This window comes from Alishewanella tabrizica (assembly GCF_014652375.1).
GTDB lineage: Bacteria > Pseudomonadota > Gammaproteobacteria > Enterobacterales > Alteromonadaceae > Alishewanella > Alishewanella tabrizica.
The window spans coordinates 1-18433 of sequence record NZ_BMYR01000005.1 but is presented as its reverse complement, the minus strand read 5'-3'; the positions used below and the strand labels follow the sequence as shown (position 1 = coordinate 18433).

14 protein-coding genes are annotated in these 18433 nt (G+C 43.8%); 3 read left to right on the top strand and 11 right to left on the bottom strand.

Going from position 1 to position 18433, the window contains the following annotated elements:
- The first annotated feature begins 111 nt into the window (after positions 1-111).
- Genes IE070_RS06840 through IE070_RS06830 form a run of 3 tightly spaced genes read left to right on the top strand, consistent with a single transcriptional unit; the run spans position 112 to position 4258 of the window.
- Positions 112-1146, top strand: coding sequence for a glycosyltransferase family protein (locus IE070_RS06840; protein ID WP_189481812.1), 1035 nt, complete (start codon positions 112-114; stop codon positions 1144-1146).
- Entirely contained in the window at positions 1143-2084 is a 942-nt protein-coding gene (locus IE070_RS06835) for a glycosyltransferase family 29 protein (RefSeq protein WP_189481810.1), read from the top strand. Before IE070_RS06840 ends, IE070_RS06835 begins: the two co-directional genes overlap by 4 nt.
- Positions 2081-4258 carry a glycosyltransferase family 2 protein gene (locus IE070_RS06830; RefSeq protein WP_189481809.1) on the top strand — a complete coding sequence of 726 codons (2178 nt, stop codon included), beginning with the start codon at positions 2081-2083 and terminating at the stop codon, positions 4256-4258. The genes IE070_RS06835 and IE070_RS06830 overlap by 4 nt, the downstream gene beginning before the upstream one ends.
- 102 nt (positions 4259-4360) lie before the next feature.
- Here the strand turns inward: IE070_RS06830 and IE070_RS06825 are convergent, their stop codons facing one another.
- From IE070_RS06825 to IE070_RS06775, 11 genes are all read right to left on the bottom strand, one after another.
- The gene (locus IE070_RS06825) at positions 4361-5209 is read right to left on the bottom strand and encodes an SGNH/GDSL hydrolase family protein (RefSeq protein WP_189481808.1); all 849 of its coding nucleotides are present in this window, start codon (positions 5207-5209) and stop codon (positions 4361-4363) included.
- A gap of 80 nt (positions 5210-5289) precedes the next feature.
- A complete protein-coding gene (locus IE070_RS06820) occupies positions 5290-6519 on the bottom strand; it encodes an alginate O-acetyltransferase AlgX-related protein (RefSeq protein ID WP_189481806.1) in 1230 nt (409 codons plus the stop codon).
- A 15-nt stretch (positions 6520-6534) separates the two neighbouring features.
- Complete coding sequence (locus tag IE070_RS06815; RefSeq protein ID WP_189481804.1) at positions 6535-7965, bottom strand: phosphomannomutase; 1431 nt, start codon at positions 7963-7965, stop codon at positions 6535-6537.
- An 87-nt stretch (positions 7966-8052) separates the two neighbouring features.
- Positions 8053-9456, bottom strand: coding sequence for a mannose-1-phosphate guanylyltransferase/mannose-6-phosphate isomerase (locus IE070_RS06810; RefSeq protein WP_189481801.1), 1404 nt, complete (start codon positions 9454-9456; stop codon positions 8053-8055).
- Positions 9453-10445 carry a DHH family phosphoesterase gene (locus IE070_RS06805; RefSeq protein ID WP_189481799.1) on the bottom strand — a complete coding sequence of 331 codons (993 nt, stop codon included), beginning with the start codon at positions 10443-10445 and terminating at the stop codon, positions 9453-9455. The genes IE070_RS06810 and IE070_RS06805 overlap by 4 nt, the downstream gene beginning before the upstream one ends.
- A gap of 29 nt (positions 10446-10474) precedes the next feature.
- Complete coding sequence (gene cysC, locus IE070_RS06800) at positions 10475-11083, bottom strand: adenylyl-sulfate kinase (RefSeq protein ID WP_189482201.1); 609 nt, start codon at positions 11081-11083, stop codon at positions 10475-10477.
- A 16-nt stretch (positions 11084-11099) separates the two neighbouring features.
- A complete protein-coding gene (locus IE070_RS06795) occupies positions 11100-12827 on the bottom strand; it encodes an SLC13 family permease (RefSeq protein WP_189481797.1) in 1728 nt (575 codons plus the stop codon).
- 3 nt (positions 12828-12830) lie between these two features.
- Positions 12831-14240, bottom strand: a complete 1410-nt coding sequence (cysN, locus tag IE070_RS06790) for a sulfate adenylyltransferase subunit CysN (RefSeq protein ID WP_189481795.1) — start codon at positions 14238-14240, stop codon at positions 12831-12833.
- Positions 14240-15142, bottom strand: coding sequence for a sulfate adenylyltransferase subunit CysD (gene cysD, locus IE070_RS06785; protein ID WP_189481792.1), 903 nt, complete (start codon positions 15140-15142; stop codon positions 14240-14242). The genes cysN and cysD overlap by 1 nt, the downstream gene beginning before the upstream one ends.
- A 325-nt stretch (positions 15143-15467) precedes the next feature.
- A complete protein-coding gene (locus IE070_RS16610) occupies positions 15468-17147 on the bottom strand; it encodes a hypothetical protein (RefSeq protein ID WP_229796967.1) in 1680 nt (559 codons plus the stop codon).
- A 334-nt stretch (positions 17148-17481) separates the two neighbouring features.
- On the bottom strand, positions 17482-18231 hold the full coding sequence (locus IE070_RS06775) for a hypothetical protein (protein ID WP_189481788.1): 750 nt from the start codon (positions 18229-18231) through the stop codon (positions 17482-17484).
- Positions 18232-18433: the final 202 nt, after the last annotated feature.

The following is an 18433-nucleotide window of genomic DNA, read 5'->3' as shown; positions in this document are numbered from 1 at the left end:
ATAACCTTCAAAGCCTAATTAATCTGCATTAATTTCCTATTATGACAAGAACATTGTTATTTTGCAGGCACTTTGTTTACAATTCATAGGAATTCATTAGCAGGAATACCGTTGAAACCCTTATCTATTGCCTTTGTGGCCAACACTAAAAATCCAAGGTTATTTAGAAGCGATCCTGCGTTTATTTATCGCTGCGAAAACTTAGCACTGGCATTACACGATGCGGGGCATCATGTTGAACTGCTGCACATAAGCAAGCTTAATTGTACAAAGCCCTACGATATTATTGTGCTGCACCGGCCCAAGCAGCAGCTATTTTTAGCCTGGCGTTTAGCATGGCTTAAGCGGCGTGGTTGCCGAATTATTGCCGATTTTGATGATCTGGTGTTTTTACCCGAGTTCGCTAACGTGAGCCCCGGTGTAGTTAATGGTGTGGTAAGCTTGGCACAAACGCAAAAAAACTTTGCCACACATCAAAAAGCGTTGCGCTACTGCGATGCCTTTACTGTATCGGTTAACCCACTCCAAGAAAAGCTGCAGCACCTAATGCCGCACAAACCCATTTTATGTTTACCCAATGCGGTACATCAAAGCTGGTACGCTGTTCCTGAGGCGCCTGATAGAACGGCTGTAAAACGCCTCACGTATTTTCCGGGCACGCGCAGCCACGATAAAGACTTTGCTACTATCCAGCCAGTACTTGAACAACTCCTGCACGAAGAGCCTGATTTACAACTGCATATAACGGGTGTACTGAATGCCACCATTACCTGCCGCAATTCACAGCTGGTACGTCACCCCAAACAACCTTTTGCAGGCTACGCACATCATGTTGCCAAGAGCTGGCTTAACTTAGCCCCGCTAGAGCTCACAGAGTTTAACCAGCATAAATCGGCACTTAAAACCATTGAAGCAGCTTGGTTTAATGCACCAACACTGGCAACCCCTATTCCCGATATGCAACGTTTACAGAATGCTGGGGCGTTGTTAATGCACAATTCAGATAACTGGTATCACACTGTGAAACAATTACTGGATCAGCAACATTATGCGCAAACCAGCCGTCAATTACGCCAGCGTATCGAGCAGCAAGGCACTATAAGCGAGTTTGCCAGACACTTTTTGGAATTTACCCAAACACTATGACGCAACACCAAGCCTTTTTAACCCGCCCTCATTATCGGCTTTACACCTGTGTAAACGCTGATCTGCAGGCGTTAAGGCAGCAAGCGAGAGGCTATCGTCAGGCGGGGTATTATAACATTGCCACGTTATGGGTTTTTCGCCAATGTTGGCGTATTAGTGGTGCGTACGACGATTATATTCATTATCTAGTCTTTCGGCGTGATCTTGGCTATCCTTTGACCGCACTACAACATCAGCGGCTGCAGCGCTGGCCGCGAACCTTATGGCAGAAGTTGTTGTGGCCACTGCGCCAGCGGCACGCAAATCGATTACGCCGCCGTTTACTTAACCCCGCAAACACTGCGCAAAAAGAATTAGTACAACGGTTTCAACACTTTTTACAACAACACACGCATGCGCAAATTGTGGGGAACAGCGCCAACTTGCTGCATCAAGATCACGGCAACGCTATTGATCAAGCGCCCGTTGTTGTAAGGTTTAATCGTTGTTTTAGTGATGCGACCAACGTAAGCGATACCGGACAAAAAACCGATATTTGGGTGTGCGCGCCCGATTTTAAGCATCCAGCAATTGTCAGCCAATGGTGTATACTTACCGGTCCGGACATGTTGGGATGGTTACCACATCCGCCACACACTCTTAGCGCGCAGGCAAATGTATTGTCTGTGCCACTTAGTGTATGGCGTAAATTGGTTAGCACACTTGGCGCCCCCCCTAGCGCAGGTGTGTTGGTGCTAGCCTGGTTAGCCCAATTAGCCCCCAATGCTCCGCGTTTTGTGCTGGGATTTAACCATACCAACACTGGCGAACAATATCATATTGCTGATCCAACGCATCAGGCCGTGACAAGGCACAATTGGACAGCAGAAACACAACTGTTAAGACAATGGCAACGTCTAAACGTTATTACAGTAGGTACCAAGGAAACTGCTAATTGACCACATTAACGCCAGCATTCAGCTTTTCTCTTAAAAATAAATTGTGGCAAACCGAGCTTCAGCACAAATTTGATTTAAAAATAAAAAGCATAAATCCAATGCCTACTGGATGGTATCGGGTTACGGTTAAAGCAAAAAACAAAGCCGCCTTGAAGTTTATTCAAGATAGCGGCAATTTTTATTTGCATCAAAACCATAACACCTTAAGTGCAAGTCTTATTAAAGAAGCCGATGACAAATTAGCTTTAGTTTTTTTACGTCACAATCCATTACGCTCATTAACGTTACACTGGCACAAGTTAAGCAGTGGCGAGCAAGCTCCATCCTTTAGCATCAAAGTAAAACATATCTCGGTAGCCAGTGCGTGGTATTACATGTTGTCGCAGGTATCTCGCAAACAGGCCGCTGAAGGCGGAAGCCGCACTTATATCTATCGCATTAGCCGAGCGCGCAGTAAACGCGCAGGTGTAGAAGTGGCACTATCAAAGCTGGTTAAAGAGTATCACCCGCAATTATCTTATCAGCTAATTAGTTGCGAGCCTTACAGCTATTGGCGGCAACACAAGGAGCCCGCTTTACTGCAAGCAGAGCGTTGCCGGTGTGATACGCCCTCTGTGCAATTTCATATTATTTTGCGGGCAAAAGATAATCTCAATGCCTTAAAACAAACGCTTGCCAGCTTAAGTACACAAAGCTACCCACTTTGGCAGGTTAGCCTGGCGGAACTCGCATTAGTTTCACCGGTTGATACCGAAGCATTGTTACAGCAGGATAACCGGCTATTTCGTGCCGAAAATGCCCACATTGCTGGCACCGATTACCTACTGTTTTTGCAGGAAGGTGATGCACTCACACCTGATTCACTCGCCATTATGGCCAACACGTTACAACAAACAGGCGCACCTTTACTGTACACTGATCACGACTTGTTAAACGACGAAGGTATTCGCGTCGCACCACGCTTTAAACCTACGTGGAGTCCTGACTTTTTAATGCACCATAATTACATTGGCATGGCATTTACTGTGCAAGCCGCCTTGTTGCACGAAGAAATGACACAGCCAAAATGGCAATTACAGCATCATTATTTGCTGTTATTGAGTGCCATTAAACATATCAAACCCACTGCACGAGCCGAGAATATCGTGCATATTCCGTTGGTGTTAATGCATCAAGCGCAAAAAAACTTAAAGCGCGGATACACCCCTTCAATGCTCGCTAAATTACATCACTTATTTTTTGATTTATCACAACAAAATAACGAGCCATTGCTTAAGATCACCAAAGGCAAAGCCGACAATCTGTTTCATTTACACTATGCCATCCCTAAGCCGTGGCCTTTAGTCAGCTTAATTATTCCCACGCGAGACGCATTAGATCTCACACGCACCTGCGTAAACAGCATTTTATTGCAAACCCAATATCCCCATTACGAAATTATCATTATTGATAATCAAAGCAGTGATCCTGAGACCTTAAAATGGTTTGAGCAAATTGCTGAAAATGAAAAAGTGCGTGTTCTAAAATACAACAAGCCCTTTAATTACTCAGCCATTAATAACTTTGGGGTGAGTCAGGCAAAGGGCAGTGTTATTGGCTTAGTCAATAACGACACCGAGGTGATTAATAAGCAATGGCTTACTGAAATGTTACAACATGCCTGTAGGCCAGAAATTGGTTGTGTGGGCGCTAAACTCTATTACTTTGACGATACCATCCAGCATGGTGGCGTGATCTTGGGATTATGGGGCTTGGCAGGCCATGCTCATAAAAACTATCTCAAATACGAACGCGGTCATCAATCTCGTTTGCAAGCTGTACATAACTTATCGGCAGTAACCGCTGCTTGCTTGCTCGTGCGTAAAAGCGTATTCGAGGAAGTGGGTGGTTTAGAAGAATACCACTTAACCGTAGCCTTTAACGATGTCGACTTTTGTTTAAAAGTACAACAAGCTGGTTACCGCAACCTCTTTACCCCTTACGCAGAACTGTATCATTACGAATCTAAGAGCCGTGGTAAAGAAGACACCCCAGAGAAAAAAGCGCGTGAGCAAGGTGAAATAAGCTACATGCAACAAAAATGGCCTGAAAACATCGCCAAAGATCCTTTTTACAACCCCAATTTAACGCGGCTGCGAGAAGATTTCAGTATCAACATCGACGACGCCATTTAACCCACACCACTTATTCACACAACTCCAGTACGGTTCCGGAGTTGTGTGAATATATGCGTTTGGTACCGGAGTTGGAATCGGTTTGTGTGGGTAAGTGGGGGGTTAGTTTAGGCAGCCTTTGGCTGGATCGGTTAAGACGGTAAGTAAACGTTCATACAAAATGGTGTGGCCAGCATCGTTTACATGCACCCCATCACCAGCATTAAACTGAGACGATAGATTGCCCGCGTTGTCGACTAAGGGCTCATACACCTTCACCAAACAGGCTTTTATGCGTTCATCCAATAACGTGTCAAGTTGCAACAACTGTTGCTGTCTTGCGGGTGCAATATTACGCGGCTGTGCGCCCATTACCACCGTTACAACTTCTTCTTGCGCCAATAACTCACGCATCAAAAGTAAATTATATGCACTCTCTTCGGCAGAATAGCCCAGCGCAGCATCATTACTTGGGAAGGATACAATGACCAAATCAGGCGCAAAGGATAACGCTTTGTCAATATTGTGATTCACATCTGGTTGCGGTCGCGCCGTATTCACCTCACAACGGCTCGCCAAGCCTTGATAGGTCATATACCCACCACGCGCAATATTAATTACTTCAATGCCCTGACCTTTCGCGTATTCAGTTAAACGCCCCGCCCAACTATTGGCATAACTACTGGCGCCAGCACCAAATGCCGAAGACGATCCCATTACTACCCAACGCTGATGTTTTGACACCGAATACGGCGGCGTAAAACCGGTTAATTGTTGGTTCCACTGGCCACAGTTTACAAAATTATTTTGTAATAATGCCGGCAAAGGCGCAACCGGTGGTGGTGGCGGTGGTGGCGGTGGCGGTGCCGGGGGTGCTGGCGGCGGTTGACTTACCGCCGGTGCTTCACTATCGCTCCCCCCTGAACAGCCCACCAGCAACACTATTGCTACCACACTGAGTAAATAACGCATGAAACACCTTATAAGTAAGCTAAAATATAAATACTCTACACGACTGTTTAGATCAACTATCGCTGTAAAACTATATGCTTTCAATAACTAAGCTTAACTTTTATCACTTCCTCAAGATCATAATTAGCAATTGGCGCCCTGATTACATACCTTGCATTACTTTGACATACAAGATAATCAGGTAACAACTTAGCTAATATAGTTGAATCAATATTACCAGCAGTGTGCATTAATGTGATTTTACTGAACACTCTACTTAGATAATCTAGCATTGAATAACTTGAAGAAGCACCAAAGATAACAAGATGGCCTTTAATAGGTGCATCTTCATTTTCCAAAATCATTGTGCGACCAAAATTAGCTAGGTTATTGTCAAAAACTAAAAACTTTCTATAAGAAAAAGATTTTAATATTTTTTCTTTTGAAAAAATTGCTGGAAAAACTTTGTTTCCTAAATCACCAACGACATCAACTTCACGATACTCATCATCTTCAAACAAGCTTTCAACGTTAATTGAAATGCCCAAAGATTCAACAAGTGCAATAGAAGCAAGCATTGCACCATAAGGAGACCAATGAGTATCTGTAAGCCTATAACTACGTTCTTTAGCAAGTTTAAGAATTTTATCGGGATAACAAATATTAATTGTTTTTGGTGCTAGCTTTAGCACTTGCTCTATTGGAGTAATGTTAGCCTTTTTAAAGGGATAAAATTTCTCATAAACGAATTCTTTTGACGGCGCAATTAACAATGCATGTTTGCAATTAAGTTTATCTGTTATGTCTAGCAAATCCTGCATAAATTTAAACCAGGATGCTTTGGACTTGCTATCCAGTAGTAACTTTCCTGTAAATTGTTCTACACTCTTATTCGTGTCGTTGTCTAAAAAGAGCCAGCCATTTTGTCCTGAAATTACTTTAAAGGGACCATCAATGCTACCCAAAACTAATGGGTATAACTCACCATTGCTTTTAACGCCTAACTCAAAATTTTGAGCATGTAATTTATATTGAAAGCGAAAACCGCAGTTAAGCTGTGGATGTTTATTAAAATCTTGTTTTAAAATTGCTTTGATAACATCGGGTCTTGAATGATTTAAGTCCCAGAATTCTACTTCTGTTCCCTGCTTAATATAAACTTGGGCTTGGCAAGGAAAATCGAATAAAACCCAGCCTTGGAAAATGATGCCTGAGTTCATTAAGTCATCAGAAGAATAACTTTTACTCACAACAGGATAATCAAGCCACCAACGACAAACTGATCCTCGTCGCTGCTCATATTTACTAATATTTATAGTGTAATCAGACACACTAAACCCTTGAATTTAATTACTAATATTATCAAAAAAGCTTTTTTTAACATTAGACAAAGCCAGATTAACTAGTTTTATTGCCATTAACTCGTTTTTAGATTCGGCATAACAACGTAGTTCAGGGGCATTACCTGAAGGCCGTAAATGAATAATGTCGTTATTCTCAAGCGTTATACGAAGCCCATCCGTTGTATCTATATTGTTTATACCTACAGCCAATCCCAGATCAACAATAAATGCGTCCGGCGATTCGCTAATCCGCGCAATAAACGCCTTACTCCAACTAACGGGGACTTCTTGTAATCTATCGCTCGCCGTTACCCGTTTAGGCAAGGCATCAACCAATGCAGACAAAGGCCGCTCACCCGCCAATGCCAATAACGCTAATACTGGTAATAGCGCATCTCGCGTGGGCAAGGCTTTTAGTTCATTGTTATTGAGTAAAATATCTGAGCCTAATAAAAATCCACCATTGGCTTCAAAGCCAGCTACACGTGTGTACGCCAGCAAATCAGCAAAGGCCGCAATAACATAAGGCGAGCCTATTTTGGTTCTTAACACCTTATCAAACACACCACTGTGTTCTATCGCCGTATTACAGCTTACAGGCACCGCCAGCGCATCAATACCTAAAGCCTGAGCACATAACAAACCAACAATATCACCGCGTAACCAATTTCCCTGTTCGTCAGCAATTAATGGCCGATCGCCATCGCCATCGGTAGAAAAAATTGCATCAAACGCATATTCCTTAGCCCAAAGCAGCCCTTTATCAATATCGGCTTGTGTTACGGCTTCAGTGTCTATCGGCACAAAAACATCAGAACGCTCAAGCCGGGTTACTTTAGCGCCCAACGCCTCAAAAACTCTATAATAAAGCTCGCGCCCAGCACTAGAATGTTCATAGATCCCAATGTGCTTACCCGCTAACAGCTTTGGCGCATAAACGTTTAAATATCTGTCGATATAACCCTGTGTTGCGGTGGGATCCACAGCAGGTAAAGTAGCCTTAAAGGCTAATAACGGCTCTATCACAGTTAAAATAGCAACTTCATCCGCTTTGCTTATTTCACCATCGGGCCGATAAAACTTAATGCCATTACGATCAAACGGAATATGACTCCCGGTAATCATTATCGCCGGTATCTTATCTTGCATGGCCTGATAGGCCAGCGCAGGTGTGGGTAGCACACCATAATATTCTGCTTTAATACCCATGGCGTGCAACAACCCTATACACGCTGCGGCCATAGCAGGGCTACTGGGTCGGTTATCAATACCTATTGCTACCGCAGAAAAGGTAAAGTCTTGCTGCATGGTACGCACAAAACTTTGCGTAAAGGCAGCACAAACGTTATCGGTAAAATCTGTTACCAATCCCCGCGCGCCACTGGTGCCAAATGCCACGTGGCTATTCGCTAACACTGAGTTGAGGGTTGTCATTATTTCGGTATTCCTTGTCACAAAATTAAGGGCAGTTATCACTGCCCTTACACATTACATGATCACGTTTTATTATGGCAGTAAGCTTTATGCTCGGCCATACCGGTCAGAAAAACGGACAATATCGTCTTCGCCTAAATACGAGCCCGATTGCACCTCAATCAATTCAAGTGGAATTTTGCCAGGGTTTTCCAGCGCATGAATGGCGCCTAACGGAATATAAATTGACTGATTTTCACTCAACAAGGTGTCTTTACCATCAACGGTAACGTTTGCCGTACCCGATACCACTATCCAGTGCTCGGCACGATGATGGTGCATTTGAATAGACAGTTTTTCACCCGGTTTAACCGTAATGCGTTTTACTTGATAGCGCTGACCATTATCAATAGAGTCATATTTGCCCCAAGGCCGGTAAACTTCACGATGAATTTTATGTTCAGTTCGCCCTGCGGCTTTTAATTGCTGAACAATGGCTTTTACATCTTGAACCTTGTCACGCGCAGCCACTAACACAGCATCTTTAGTTTGAATGACAACCGTATTTTCTAGCCCTACTGTGGCCACTAAACTTGTTTCAGCAAAAATATAATTGTTGTGACTGTTCGAGCTTAATACATCACCTTGATGCACGTTACCATGTGCATCTTTTGCGCTAATGTCCCACAACGACGACCAAGCACCAACATCATTCCAACCCGCATCCAATGGAACCACAATGGCTGATGCTGTTTTCTCCATAACCGCATAATCAATAGAATCATCTGGGCAGGCTAAAAAGGCGTCTTTGTTAACACGAATAAAATCTAAGTCGGGATCAACTTCCGCCATGGCGCGCTCACACGCAGCGAAAATATCAGGCCGATGTTGCTTAAGCTCTGTTAAGTACACGCTGGCTTTAAACATAAACATACCGCTATTCCAGTAGTATTCACCGCTCTGGATATACTGTGATGCAATAGTCTGGTTAGGTTTCTCTACAAATTGTGCAACCGCAAAGCCAACACCCCTGGCATTGCCCCGTTTAATGTAGCCGTACCCCGTTTCTGGCGCGGAAGCAACAATACCAAATGTCACTAAATTGTCTTCTGTTGCAAATAACGCAGCCTGTTCTACTGCCGCCCTAAAAGCAGCAGTATTCGTAATTACATGATCAGCAGCAAGTACTAAAAGTAAGGGATCAGTCCCTTTTTTGATTGCTGTCATTGCAGCCAAGGCGATGGCCGGGGCGGTGTTACGGCCAACAGGCTCTAATATAATATTATGATCTAATTGGCTAATTTGGCGCAGTTGTTCTGCAGCGATAAAGCGATGTTCTTCGTTACAAATAACTAAAGGTGCAACAGCATCAATCCCCGCTAAACGCGCAACGGTTGCTTGCAACATAGTTTGCTGACCATCAAGCTTTAAAAACTGCTTTGGCATTAAATCACGCGATAAAGGCCATAAACGGCTACCGGTTCCACCGGCCATAATAACGGGTAAAATCATAAGAGCTCCCTGCATGAGTTAAAATAAAACTCACTAACTGTATTTAAGAAATAAGATAAACTTGATGAAGGAAAATTATTTATACCCGCGGCACCCTCACGGCCTCCCCCAGTCACGAACTGCCCACAAACCTCTGCGGCACCAAAAGGATTTTCTTTCGGTGCGCGCAAACTGATGGTTAAGCTACCATCTTGATTAGTCGTCGCAATAACAATCGCTTTGCGGCGGTTTTCAGCTGCCAAAATATTGCCTAGCGTACCGCTGATCCGTCGTGCCCAAGGCTCATCAGCAAGATGTACCGCTAATACCGTATCATCATTCAATAAAGGACTGGCATGTCTTGCTTGTGCCAGATCAGAATTATAACCCTTTTCTAACTGAGCATAGGGAGATAACGGATCATCTACTACCGCAAACGGTGATTCATACTGCATTAGTAAACGATATAGTTCAGCCGGTGGAAAAAAGAGATCTGCTTCATGCGCGCCGTAACCATTATAGTTAACTAACACACCGAGCGATTTAAGCTTGTCTTGCTCCAGCGCACTTAAGCCCCATTGTGCTGCCAATGCCTCAGCCGAGCTATCAAGCCCATCACCAAAAGCAGCAGCAATGGCCCAAAGTACCTGCGCTCCGTTAAGATGTTGATTCATTAATAAAGCAGTACATACTGCAGGCGATGTATCAATCAGTGTAGTTAAATGGGCATGCTCAAACAGCGTTTTGGCCTGGTGGTGATCACAGTAAAAAATCTTACTTCCCGCCTCAAGCAGAGTCTTAACATCGTACACATTCTTATCAAAAGAAATATCCAGCACAGTCACTAATACCCCCGCAGCTTGCGCTGGGCTAACGTGTTTAACGAGGCTGATATCACGTTTTACACCTGTTATAAGCCGCTGTTCAGCGGGCACTACCGGGTAACATTTGCGAAGCTGCACTAAGGATAAAATACCATCCGCATCGCCATTAAAAACATCAATCACCATATTTACTAATCCATTACGTTAGCTTTTAGCTAGTCCTGTTCTAACGGGGCAATAAACTGCATACGTTCTAAATACGCCACTACCTCTGCAGCCGTCGCTTCAATACTCTGTGCTGCCGTTCTTAAATGTAGCTCCGGCGCAACCGGCGCCTCATAGGGCGAACTAATCCCAGTAAAGTGCTTTATCTCACCCTTTCTGGCTTTTTGATACAGCCCCTTAGGGTCGCGCTTCTCGCACTCTTCCAGCGGCGTATCCACAAACACTTCGATAAACGTTGACCCGATTAATGCGCGCGCCTGGGCTCTATCTGCCATAAAGGGCGAGATAAACGCCGTACCCACAATTAAACCTGCATCCAACATCAGTTTACTCACCTCACTGATGCGCCGGATATTCTCAATGCGCGACACCTCATCAAACCCCAAATCCCGGTTAAGGCCATGGCGCACATTATCCCCATCCAGTATCGTGGTATGACAGCCCCGCTCGAACAACAACCGGTCTACCGCATTCGCTATCGTTGATTTACCCGAGCCACTTAGCCCCGTGTACCAAAGCACACAAGCATGATGCCCGTGTTGCGCGCGTCGCTCGTTGCTTGATACCGCCGCATTATGCCAAACTATGTTACTGCTTATCACGTCATAAAACCTGTTAAAACGGAAAAACCCGTGGAATAAGCATTAAGCTTACCACAATATACGTCAGCGCAACCGGCGCACCCACCAGCAAAAAGTGTTTTAAACGGTAATCGCCGGCGTTAAACACCATCAAATTCGTCTGATACCCATAGGGCGTGATAAAACTCGCCGATGCGGCAAAGGCCACCGCCATTACCATCGGCATTTCATTTACCCCCATGCCCTGTGCGAGGTTATACGCTATAGGAAACATCAGCGCCGCAGCCGCATTGTTGGTAATAATCTCGGTCAGCACATAGGTTAACAAAAACACCCCCACCAGCGTAAACAGCGCCGGCTGACCACTGAGTGCTGATTGCGCAAAGCCACTGATAACCTGCGACAAGCCCGTATGTGTCATCGCCGTAGCCACACACAGTGCACTGGTAACCACCAGCCATATCTCTACCGGAAAGCGGCGTTTGATTTCATTCACCGTTAAACACTGCGTAAACATCAGCACGGCCAGCAAATACATCGACCCGGTCAGCAAGCTTACTGGCGTGAAGACACTGACGCCAATCATTACTACAAAGCCCCACCACGTCAGCTTCTCCCGCCAGCCACTTAGGGTACTCTCAGTTTTAATCCCTGATAACACATAAAAGTTCTTAGATAAGTTATGCCGACTAGCAAAGTCTGGCCCCGTGGCCAGCAATAAAAAATCGCCGGCTTTAAGCTCCAGCTCACCGAGCTTACCACTGACCCGCCCACCTTCACGGCGCACCGCTACCACCGCTGCATCAAAACGCGCCCGAAAGCCACTGCTCTTTAAGGTTTTTCCAATCAGCACCGATTCTTCTTTAATAATTACTTCCGTCAGCGTCTGAGTTTTTAACCCATTTTCATCGGCAAATAAGGTTAAGCCCTCAAACTGCTTGAGTACCGACACCTTATGCACATTACCGCTAAACAGTAATTTGTCACCTGCCTCTAGCACATCGTAACGCGCCACCGGGCGAATAAGCTGCTCACCACGGATAATTTCCGCTAAAAAGAGCTCATCCAGATGCCGAAGGCCCGCCGCCTCTACCGATTTACCCACTAAAGGTGAATTCGCCGATAGCTCTGCCTCCACCAGATAGGCGGTAAGGGCCTCTTGTCTTGGCATGTCATCCGGCAAAAAGCGACTCATCAGCAGCAATACTCCACCACAGCACAAGGTTACGCCCAACCCAATCAAGGTAAAGTCAAAGAAGTTAAACCCGGGCTTGCCCTGCTCGGTTAACATCGAATGCACAATAAGATTGGTCGAGGTGCCAATTAAGGTTAAGGTGCCACCAAAAATAGCCGCATAAGAGAGCGGGATAAGCAGCTTACCCGGTGGCACCTTTTTATTGGCACGCACTGCGTTCAGCATCGCCGCCACCACGGCCGTGTTATTCAGCACCGACGAGGCCAGCGCTGAAAAACTGATGGTCCTAAACACCGAGCCATTAATGGAAGTGGTAAATAAAAACCGCGACACCCGCCTAAGCAAACTGGTTTTCTCCAGCGCATAAGATATCAACACCAACAGCACCAGCGTCATCAAGCCAGGATTGGCCGCATTTCGTAGGATATCGCTGCTGCTAACAAACCCCAATGCAAGCATCACCAGCAACATCAAGGCAAACACCGAGGCGGCATGCTGCTGAAAGCGAATTAAGCCCACCAGCAGCAATGCCAGCAGGCCAACCAGGCCTGCGGCTTCCAAGCTCATCCGTTAACCCTTATTTGATAACTGCGGAAAGTGTTTACGTAACAGTAAAATCAGCTCCAGCTCAAAGTCACTTAGCCCGGCAATGGCCGGCTCGTCTTTCGGCGTTTCACTAAGCAGCGCGGCCTCAATCATCCCCGCGCCTAACGTTAAGTTGCTTAAGCGGTCGATAATAATAAAGGCACCGGTTTGCTTATTCTTACTGTACGCATCAAAGGCCATCGGCTCGGTCAGTTTCACATCCACCAGACCAATTTCGTTCATCGCCAGCACTTCCGCACTTTTCTCGGCCAGGGTATTCACATCAATGCGGTGATGCAACTTTTCAATCTCACCCGAGGTGGTTTTGCAGGCAAACTTAATGTAGTACTGCCGCTCTGGCTTCATCGCATTTTCATGCATCCAAATCAGCCTGGCCCGTAAGCGCGATGACACATGCGGTAGCGCATCTTTTTTCACCAACATATTACCGCGACTAATATCCACTTCATCATTGAGTGTTAGCGTTACCGCCTGCCCGGCATAGGCTGTAGGCAGCATACCATCAAAAGTAACAATCTCTTTAACCGTGGAGACTGTGCCAGATGGCAATACCCGCACTGCATCACCTACCGCAACACTGCCCGAGGCGACTGTACCCTGAAAACCACGAAAATCAGAGTTCGGCCGGCTCACCAGTTGTACTGGGAAACGGAAATCTTCATTGGCAATGGCACTGATGTCGATGTTTTCTAAATACTGCATCAGCGTTGAACCACGGAACCAACTCAATTTCTCGCTGGTATTGACCACATTATCGCCGTCGAGCGCTGAAATAGGCACAAAGCGGATATCTGGGATATCCAAAGCGCCCGCCAGTTTCAGATAGTCTTCTTGGATTTCCTTGTAGCGGCTTTGCGAATAGTCGACCAAATCCATTTTGTTAATCGCCACAATGACATGCTTAATGCCCAACAAGGAGCAAATAAAGCTATGCCGCCGAGTCTGCGTTTGCACGCCCCGGCGAGCATCAATCAAAATAATCGCTAAATCGCAGGTTGAGGCACCGGTGGCCATATTACGAGTGTACTGCTCATGACCTGGCGTATCAGCAATGATAAACTTTCGCTTATCGGTTGAAAAATAACGATACGCCACATCAATAGTAATGCCCTGCTCGCGCTCAGATTGCAAGCCATCGACCAGCAGCGCCAAATCGATTTTATTACCTTGAGTACCAACTTTTTTACTATCCTCGGTAATCGCCGCAAGCTGGTCTTCAAAAATCATTTTGCTGTCATGTAGCAAGCGACCAATCAGAGTGCTTTTACCATCGTCGACACTGCCGCAAGTGATAAAACGCAGCAACTGTTTATTTTCATGCTGCTTTAAATAGGCAAGGATATCATGTTCAATTAATTCTGATGCGTGACTCATTAGAAGTACCCCTCCATTTTTTTCTTCTCCATCGAGCCACTGCTATCGTGGTCAATAACCCTGCCCTGCCGCTCTGACGTTTTGGTTAACAGCATTTCCTGAATAATATCTGGCAATGTGGCAGCAGACGATTCTACTGCGCCGGTTAACGGATAACAGCCAAGCGTTCTGAAACGGACTTGCTTCATTTGTGGCACTTCACCGTCTTTGAGCGGCATCCGTTCGTCATCGACCATAATCAAGGTGCCATCACGTTCGACCACCGGCCGCGCTTTGGCAAAGTACAGCTGCGGGATGTCGATGTTCTCAAGATAAATGTATTGCCAGATATCCAGCTCAGTCCAGTTAGACAGCGGAAACACGCGAATACTTTCGCCTTTATCAACGCGACCGTTGTAGATATTCCACAGCTCCGGACGCTGATTCTTTGGATCCCAGCGGTGATTACGATCGCGAAACGAATAGACTCGCTCTTTGGCACGGGATTTTTCTTCATCGCGTCGTGCACCACCAAAAGCAGCATCAAACTTATATTTATCCAGCGCCTGTTTTAAGCTCTGGGTTTTCATAATATCGGTATGCTTAGCACTGCCATGACTAAAAGGCCCAACATTCATCGCTAAGCCATCCGGGTTAATATGCACCAACAGCTCAAAATCATGCTCTTTTGCCATCCGATCGCGAAAAGCAATCATCTCTTTAAATTTCCAGGTGGTATCGACATGCAACAACGGAAACGGAATTTTGCCGGGATAAAACGCTTTACGGGCTAAGTGCAGTAAGACCGACGAGTCTTTACCCACCGAATACAACATGACAGGACTCTCGAACTCCGCGACCACTTCACGGAAAATCTGGATCGACTCATTTTCGAGGGCTTTTAAGTGCGTAAGACTTTCCATCAAAACATCCTTTTGTTTATATAGTATGATGATATTACCCTAACAAAGAATTTATTTAAACTGGCGATTACTCTAGGGGCTTAGACGAGGTCAAAGCAAGAATAATAAACACTGCCTGAGGGAGCCCCACAAATTTGCAACACATATTATCTGCTGTAAGCCTATTTGATTTGCGTCCCGCAGCATTAATTTATCCAGTGCAATATTTGCTTTAGGCCTTGATAGTAAACGTGCCACCAAATATGATTTTTCAATTCACTTTAAAGCAGAAATGTTAATCCAACACTTTACGCCAATGCGCCTCAACTCGACCAAGCAAATCGTACTAAGCGATGGCTAAATCGACTAGTTGAAAGTTTATTGTTAACTCTCCGAAACGACTTTCATGATTGAGATGATCCCTAATCAACTCAATATCAGTTAGTCTATCAAACGCCGGATCCTGCTTCAGAAGTAATTGTTGCCGCATTCTGATTACATTGGGATCATCTTTATCAACTCCACTATCGTTAATTAAGTTCAATGCGCTTTGAATATCACCAGCTTCATAAAGCGCATTACAATAGGCCAATAAAGTATTTTTATTATCGGCGTCTAGCAAATATGCTTTTTCAAAGTTGCTCATGACTGCTGCGAGGCCTGAGTATTTCTGCTTAAATTTTGCCAGCGCAATATGAAAAAAAGCATTGTTCAATTGTTTGCTTAGCGCTTTTTCATAAACAAATCTCGCTAAATCAACCTTAATTAACAAATCAAAAAAATCAGCAAGTTGGACATAACTAGCTGCATGTTCTGGTTTAATAACAATAGCGTGCTCGTAAGATTTTATTGCAAGTTCAAAAAAGTTAGCGCGTTTAAGAACTGCACCTAAAACAGCTAAAACGTTAAAATGACAATAGAATTTATTAATCACTTGCTGTACAAAACCACCCAAATCGTGTTCATCAAACTGCTTAAACACATCGCCGTGTTGGTTAAAATAGCTACTTAACTCTGCCAGTTTTTCAATAGCTAAAAAAGAATCCAGGGTAATTTCAACGCGTCGTTCAGGTTTTGCTGAGGGTAACGCAGCACTACTCACTAAAAATGCACCCTGGCATTGTCGTAAATTCTTTAAAAACACTGCGCTTGGGGCAACCGGGGCTACATAATTTGGTGTTTCGCTATCACTTCTTACATCACATTTTGTTAATAGCTGCGCCCATAGCTCATAGAGTTCAGTGACTAAGTTATTAATTAAAATATCTCTAACGGAAGTCGACGCTTGGTCTTGAAAAAGTGAGGCTTCAAATGGCGAAGGCGTCGCCTCTTGCAAATTAATTTGCGTTCGATAACTTAGCAAGCTCAAAACATCCTGATTTTGCACTAAACCGCGCTGGGTTATAACGGTACATCGCGCAGGAAATTTTGCAATAAACGACATAAAGCGTTTGTTATAGCTCAACCACAAACGGGCAGCGAGTGAGGGCTGTTGCCAAAAGCCTAAACCATATTGCTCAAGCCGCGAACCAACCTGGTAGGCGACTTCACGACTATGACGGTTTAAAAGAAATTTAACGCAACCTGACCAATACCTTAAAATAAAAAAATGACCGTTTTCTTGTAGTACTTCTGCCCATTGCTCCAAGAGCAACACTATTCTTGGATCTTTAACACACCAACTAGCACTTAACTCATTTCGATGGACGATATACTGCTCAAGAAAGCGTTCGTTAAGAGCAGCACCCGGCATTTCGACATCATCATGAAACTGCCAGTTTGTGCCGGCACGCCGTAGCGCGTTATCGTGTATATGCACACAGCCTAGATCTTCCAAATAGCCCTTTGTATTAAATATGTGGCCCGGTATTAAACATGACCCCATCGATAAACCTGCGTCATACAACCAGTTGACAAGTGCCGAAGTAGCACTGCGATGGAAGCCAGTGAGAATAGGTGATTTTATAATTTTTATACGCCAATGAATAAGTGCAGCCTCAATTAGATTTTGAGCTTCATTAAACACTAAGTACATAACAACTGTAGTATTGTAACCAATATAACTTTTTATTGTTCAGTTACCGCAAAGGCGGTGGCAAAGAACACCAAATAATTTCACATGTTACTTTTCGGTTGCTTAGTAAAGGAACATAATTTCTATCTCAGCTGGCGATCCGCCTCGAGGGACGCTGAGAAACTCATATCGCTCTGTAACAAAGCTGACACAGAATATTGAACACCCTCGACGCTTATATAAATTCAAAAAGTAATCTCTAAAAGTAAAGTTCTAAGCTATTTAAAATAAAGAAGTAAAAAATTAAAAATTTTTTACTTTAAATATGTGATTCATAGATGTAAAACTATAGCAAATTAAGACAGGTGCTCAATAAACGTCTAATATATAACTCTCTCATAAAAAGACTATCTAACAAATGATGATCTTTTTTTGATGGAATAAATTCTAACCTACATACCCCCAATACATTAGGACATTTAATTACATCATTAATGTCAAAATATTTGTAACGATTTTTTACAGCTCCATTTAAAACTTCATTAAAATACATGTGATTCCTGTATCTTTCCAAATTTGATGGATAAGTTGCGGCCAAGTCATCATGATGCTTCAGTTTCAATTCACTATCTTCTATATTTTCATTAATTATTCGGCTAGTGTACTCAACTGCTTTTTCTCTCGAACTTGTCAAAACTGATATATTAATACCCTTAAAACAAATCGACGAATCAGGCATACCAAACTCATTTTGTATATTTTCAACTGAGTTTAAGTACGCTGCTATTAGCATTGAAACATAATCAAAAATATTTAAATCTTCTTTTTTAACTACTTTTCTGTAGAAAAAACCGAGCTCAATATCTACTTGACCTAGAGCAAAGCAAATAAAATCTGGCTTAAAAGAAATCAATTCTTTAATAAAAAAATCACGCGAATTTAAAGTGCTCGATCTTTTACCAAAACCAAGTATAGTTGAACCAGGAATAGATAAAACTTTAATATTAACACCGCGAAAAGATTCATTAATTTGTTTCAACTCATTATTTAGAGAGAAATACATAGAATGGCTATCACCCAAAATCAATACTTTCATAGCAAACTCCTTGATTTAATTAAATTTAAAACCAACATGATCCAAATATTTTTAAAAAAAAGTACTTCTTGAGCGCTAAAAGGATGTTTTTTATATTGGAGACTTAGATATCTCTGAGCTAATGTTAGCCTTCAGGGTGGACTTCCCAGACTTTGCTAGACACATTTAACAGTTACAATGTAACTTAAATTAGAGGTGTTTA

Excerpts from the sequence above, each read along its gene's own strand:
- IE070_RS06835 (WP_189481810.1), top strand. The coding sequence starts at position 1,143 with ATGACGCAACACCAAGCCTTTTTAACCCGCCCTCATTATCGGCTTTAC.
- IE070_RS06825 (WP_189481808.1), bottom strand. The coding sequence starts at position 5,209 with ATGCGTTATTTACTCAGTGTGGTAGCAATAGTGTTGCTGGTGGGCTGT.
- IE070_RS06815 (WP_189481804.1), bottom strand. The coding sequence starts at position 7,965 with ATGACAACCCTCAACTCAGTGTTAGCGAATAGCCACGTGGCATTTGGC.
- IE070_RS06810 (WP_189481801.1), bottom strand. The coding sequence starts at position 9,456 with ATGATTTTACCCGTTATTATGGCCGGTGGAACCGGTAGCCGTTTATGG.
- IE070_RS06805 (WP_189481799.1), bottom strand. The coding sequence starts at position 10,445 with ATGGTGATTGATGTTTTTAATGGCGATGCGGATGGTATTTTATCCTTA.
- IE070_RS06795 (WP_189481797.1), bottom strand. The coding sequence starts at position 12,827 with ATGAGCTTGGAAGCCGCAGGCCTGGTTGGCCTGCTGGCATTGCTGCTG.
- cysN (WP_189481795.1), bottom strand. The coding sequence starts at position 14,240 with ATGAGTCACGCATCAGAATTAATTGAACATGATATCCTTGCCTATTTA.
- cysD (WP_189481792.1), bottom strand. The coding sequence starts at position 15,142 with ATGGAAAGTCTTACGCACTTAAAAGCCCTCGAAAATGAGTCGATCCAG.
- IE070_RS06775 (WP_189481788.1), bottom strand. The coding sequence starts at position 18,231 with ATGAAAGTATTGATTTTGGGTGATAGCCATTCTATGTATTTCTCTCTA.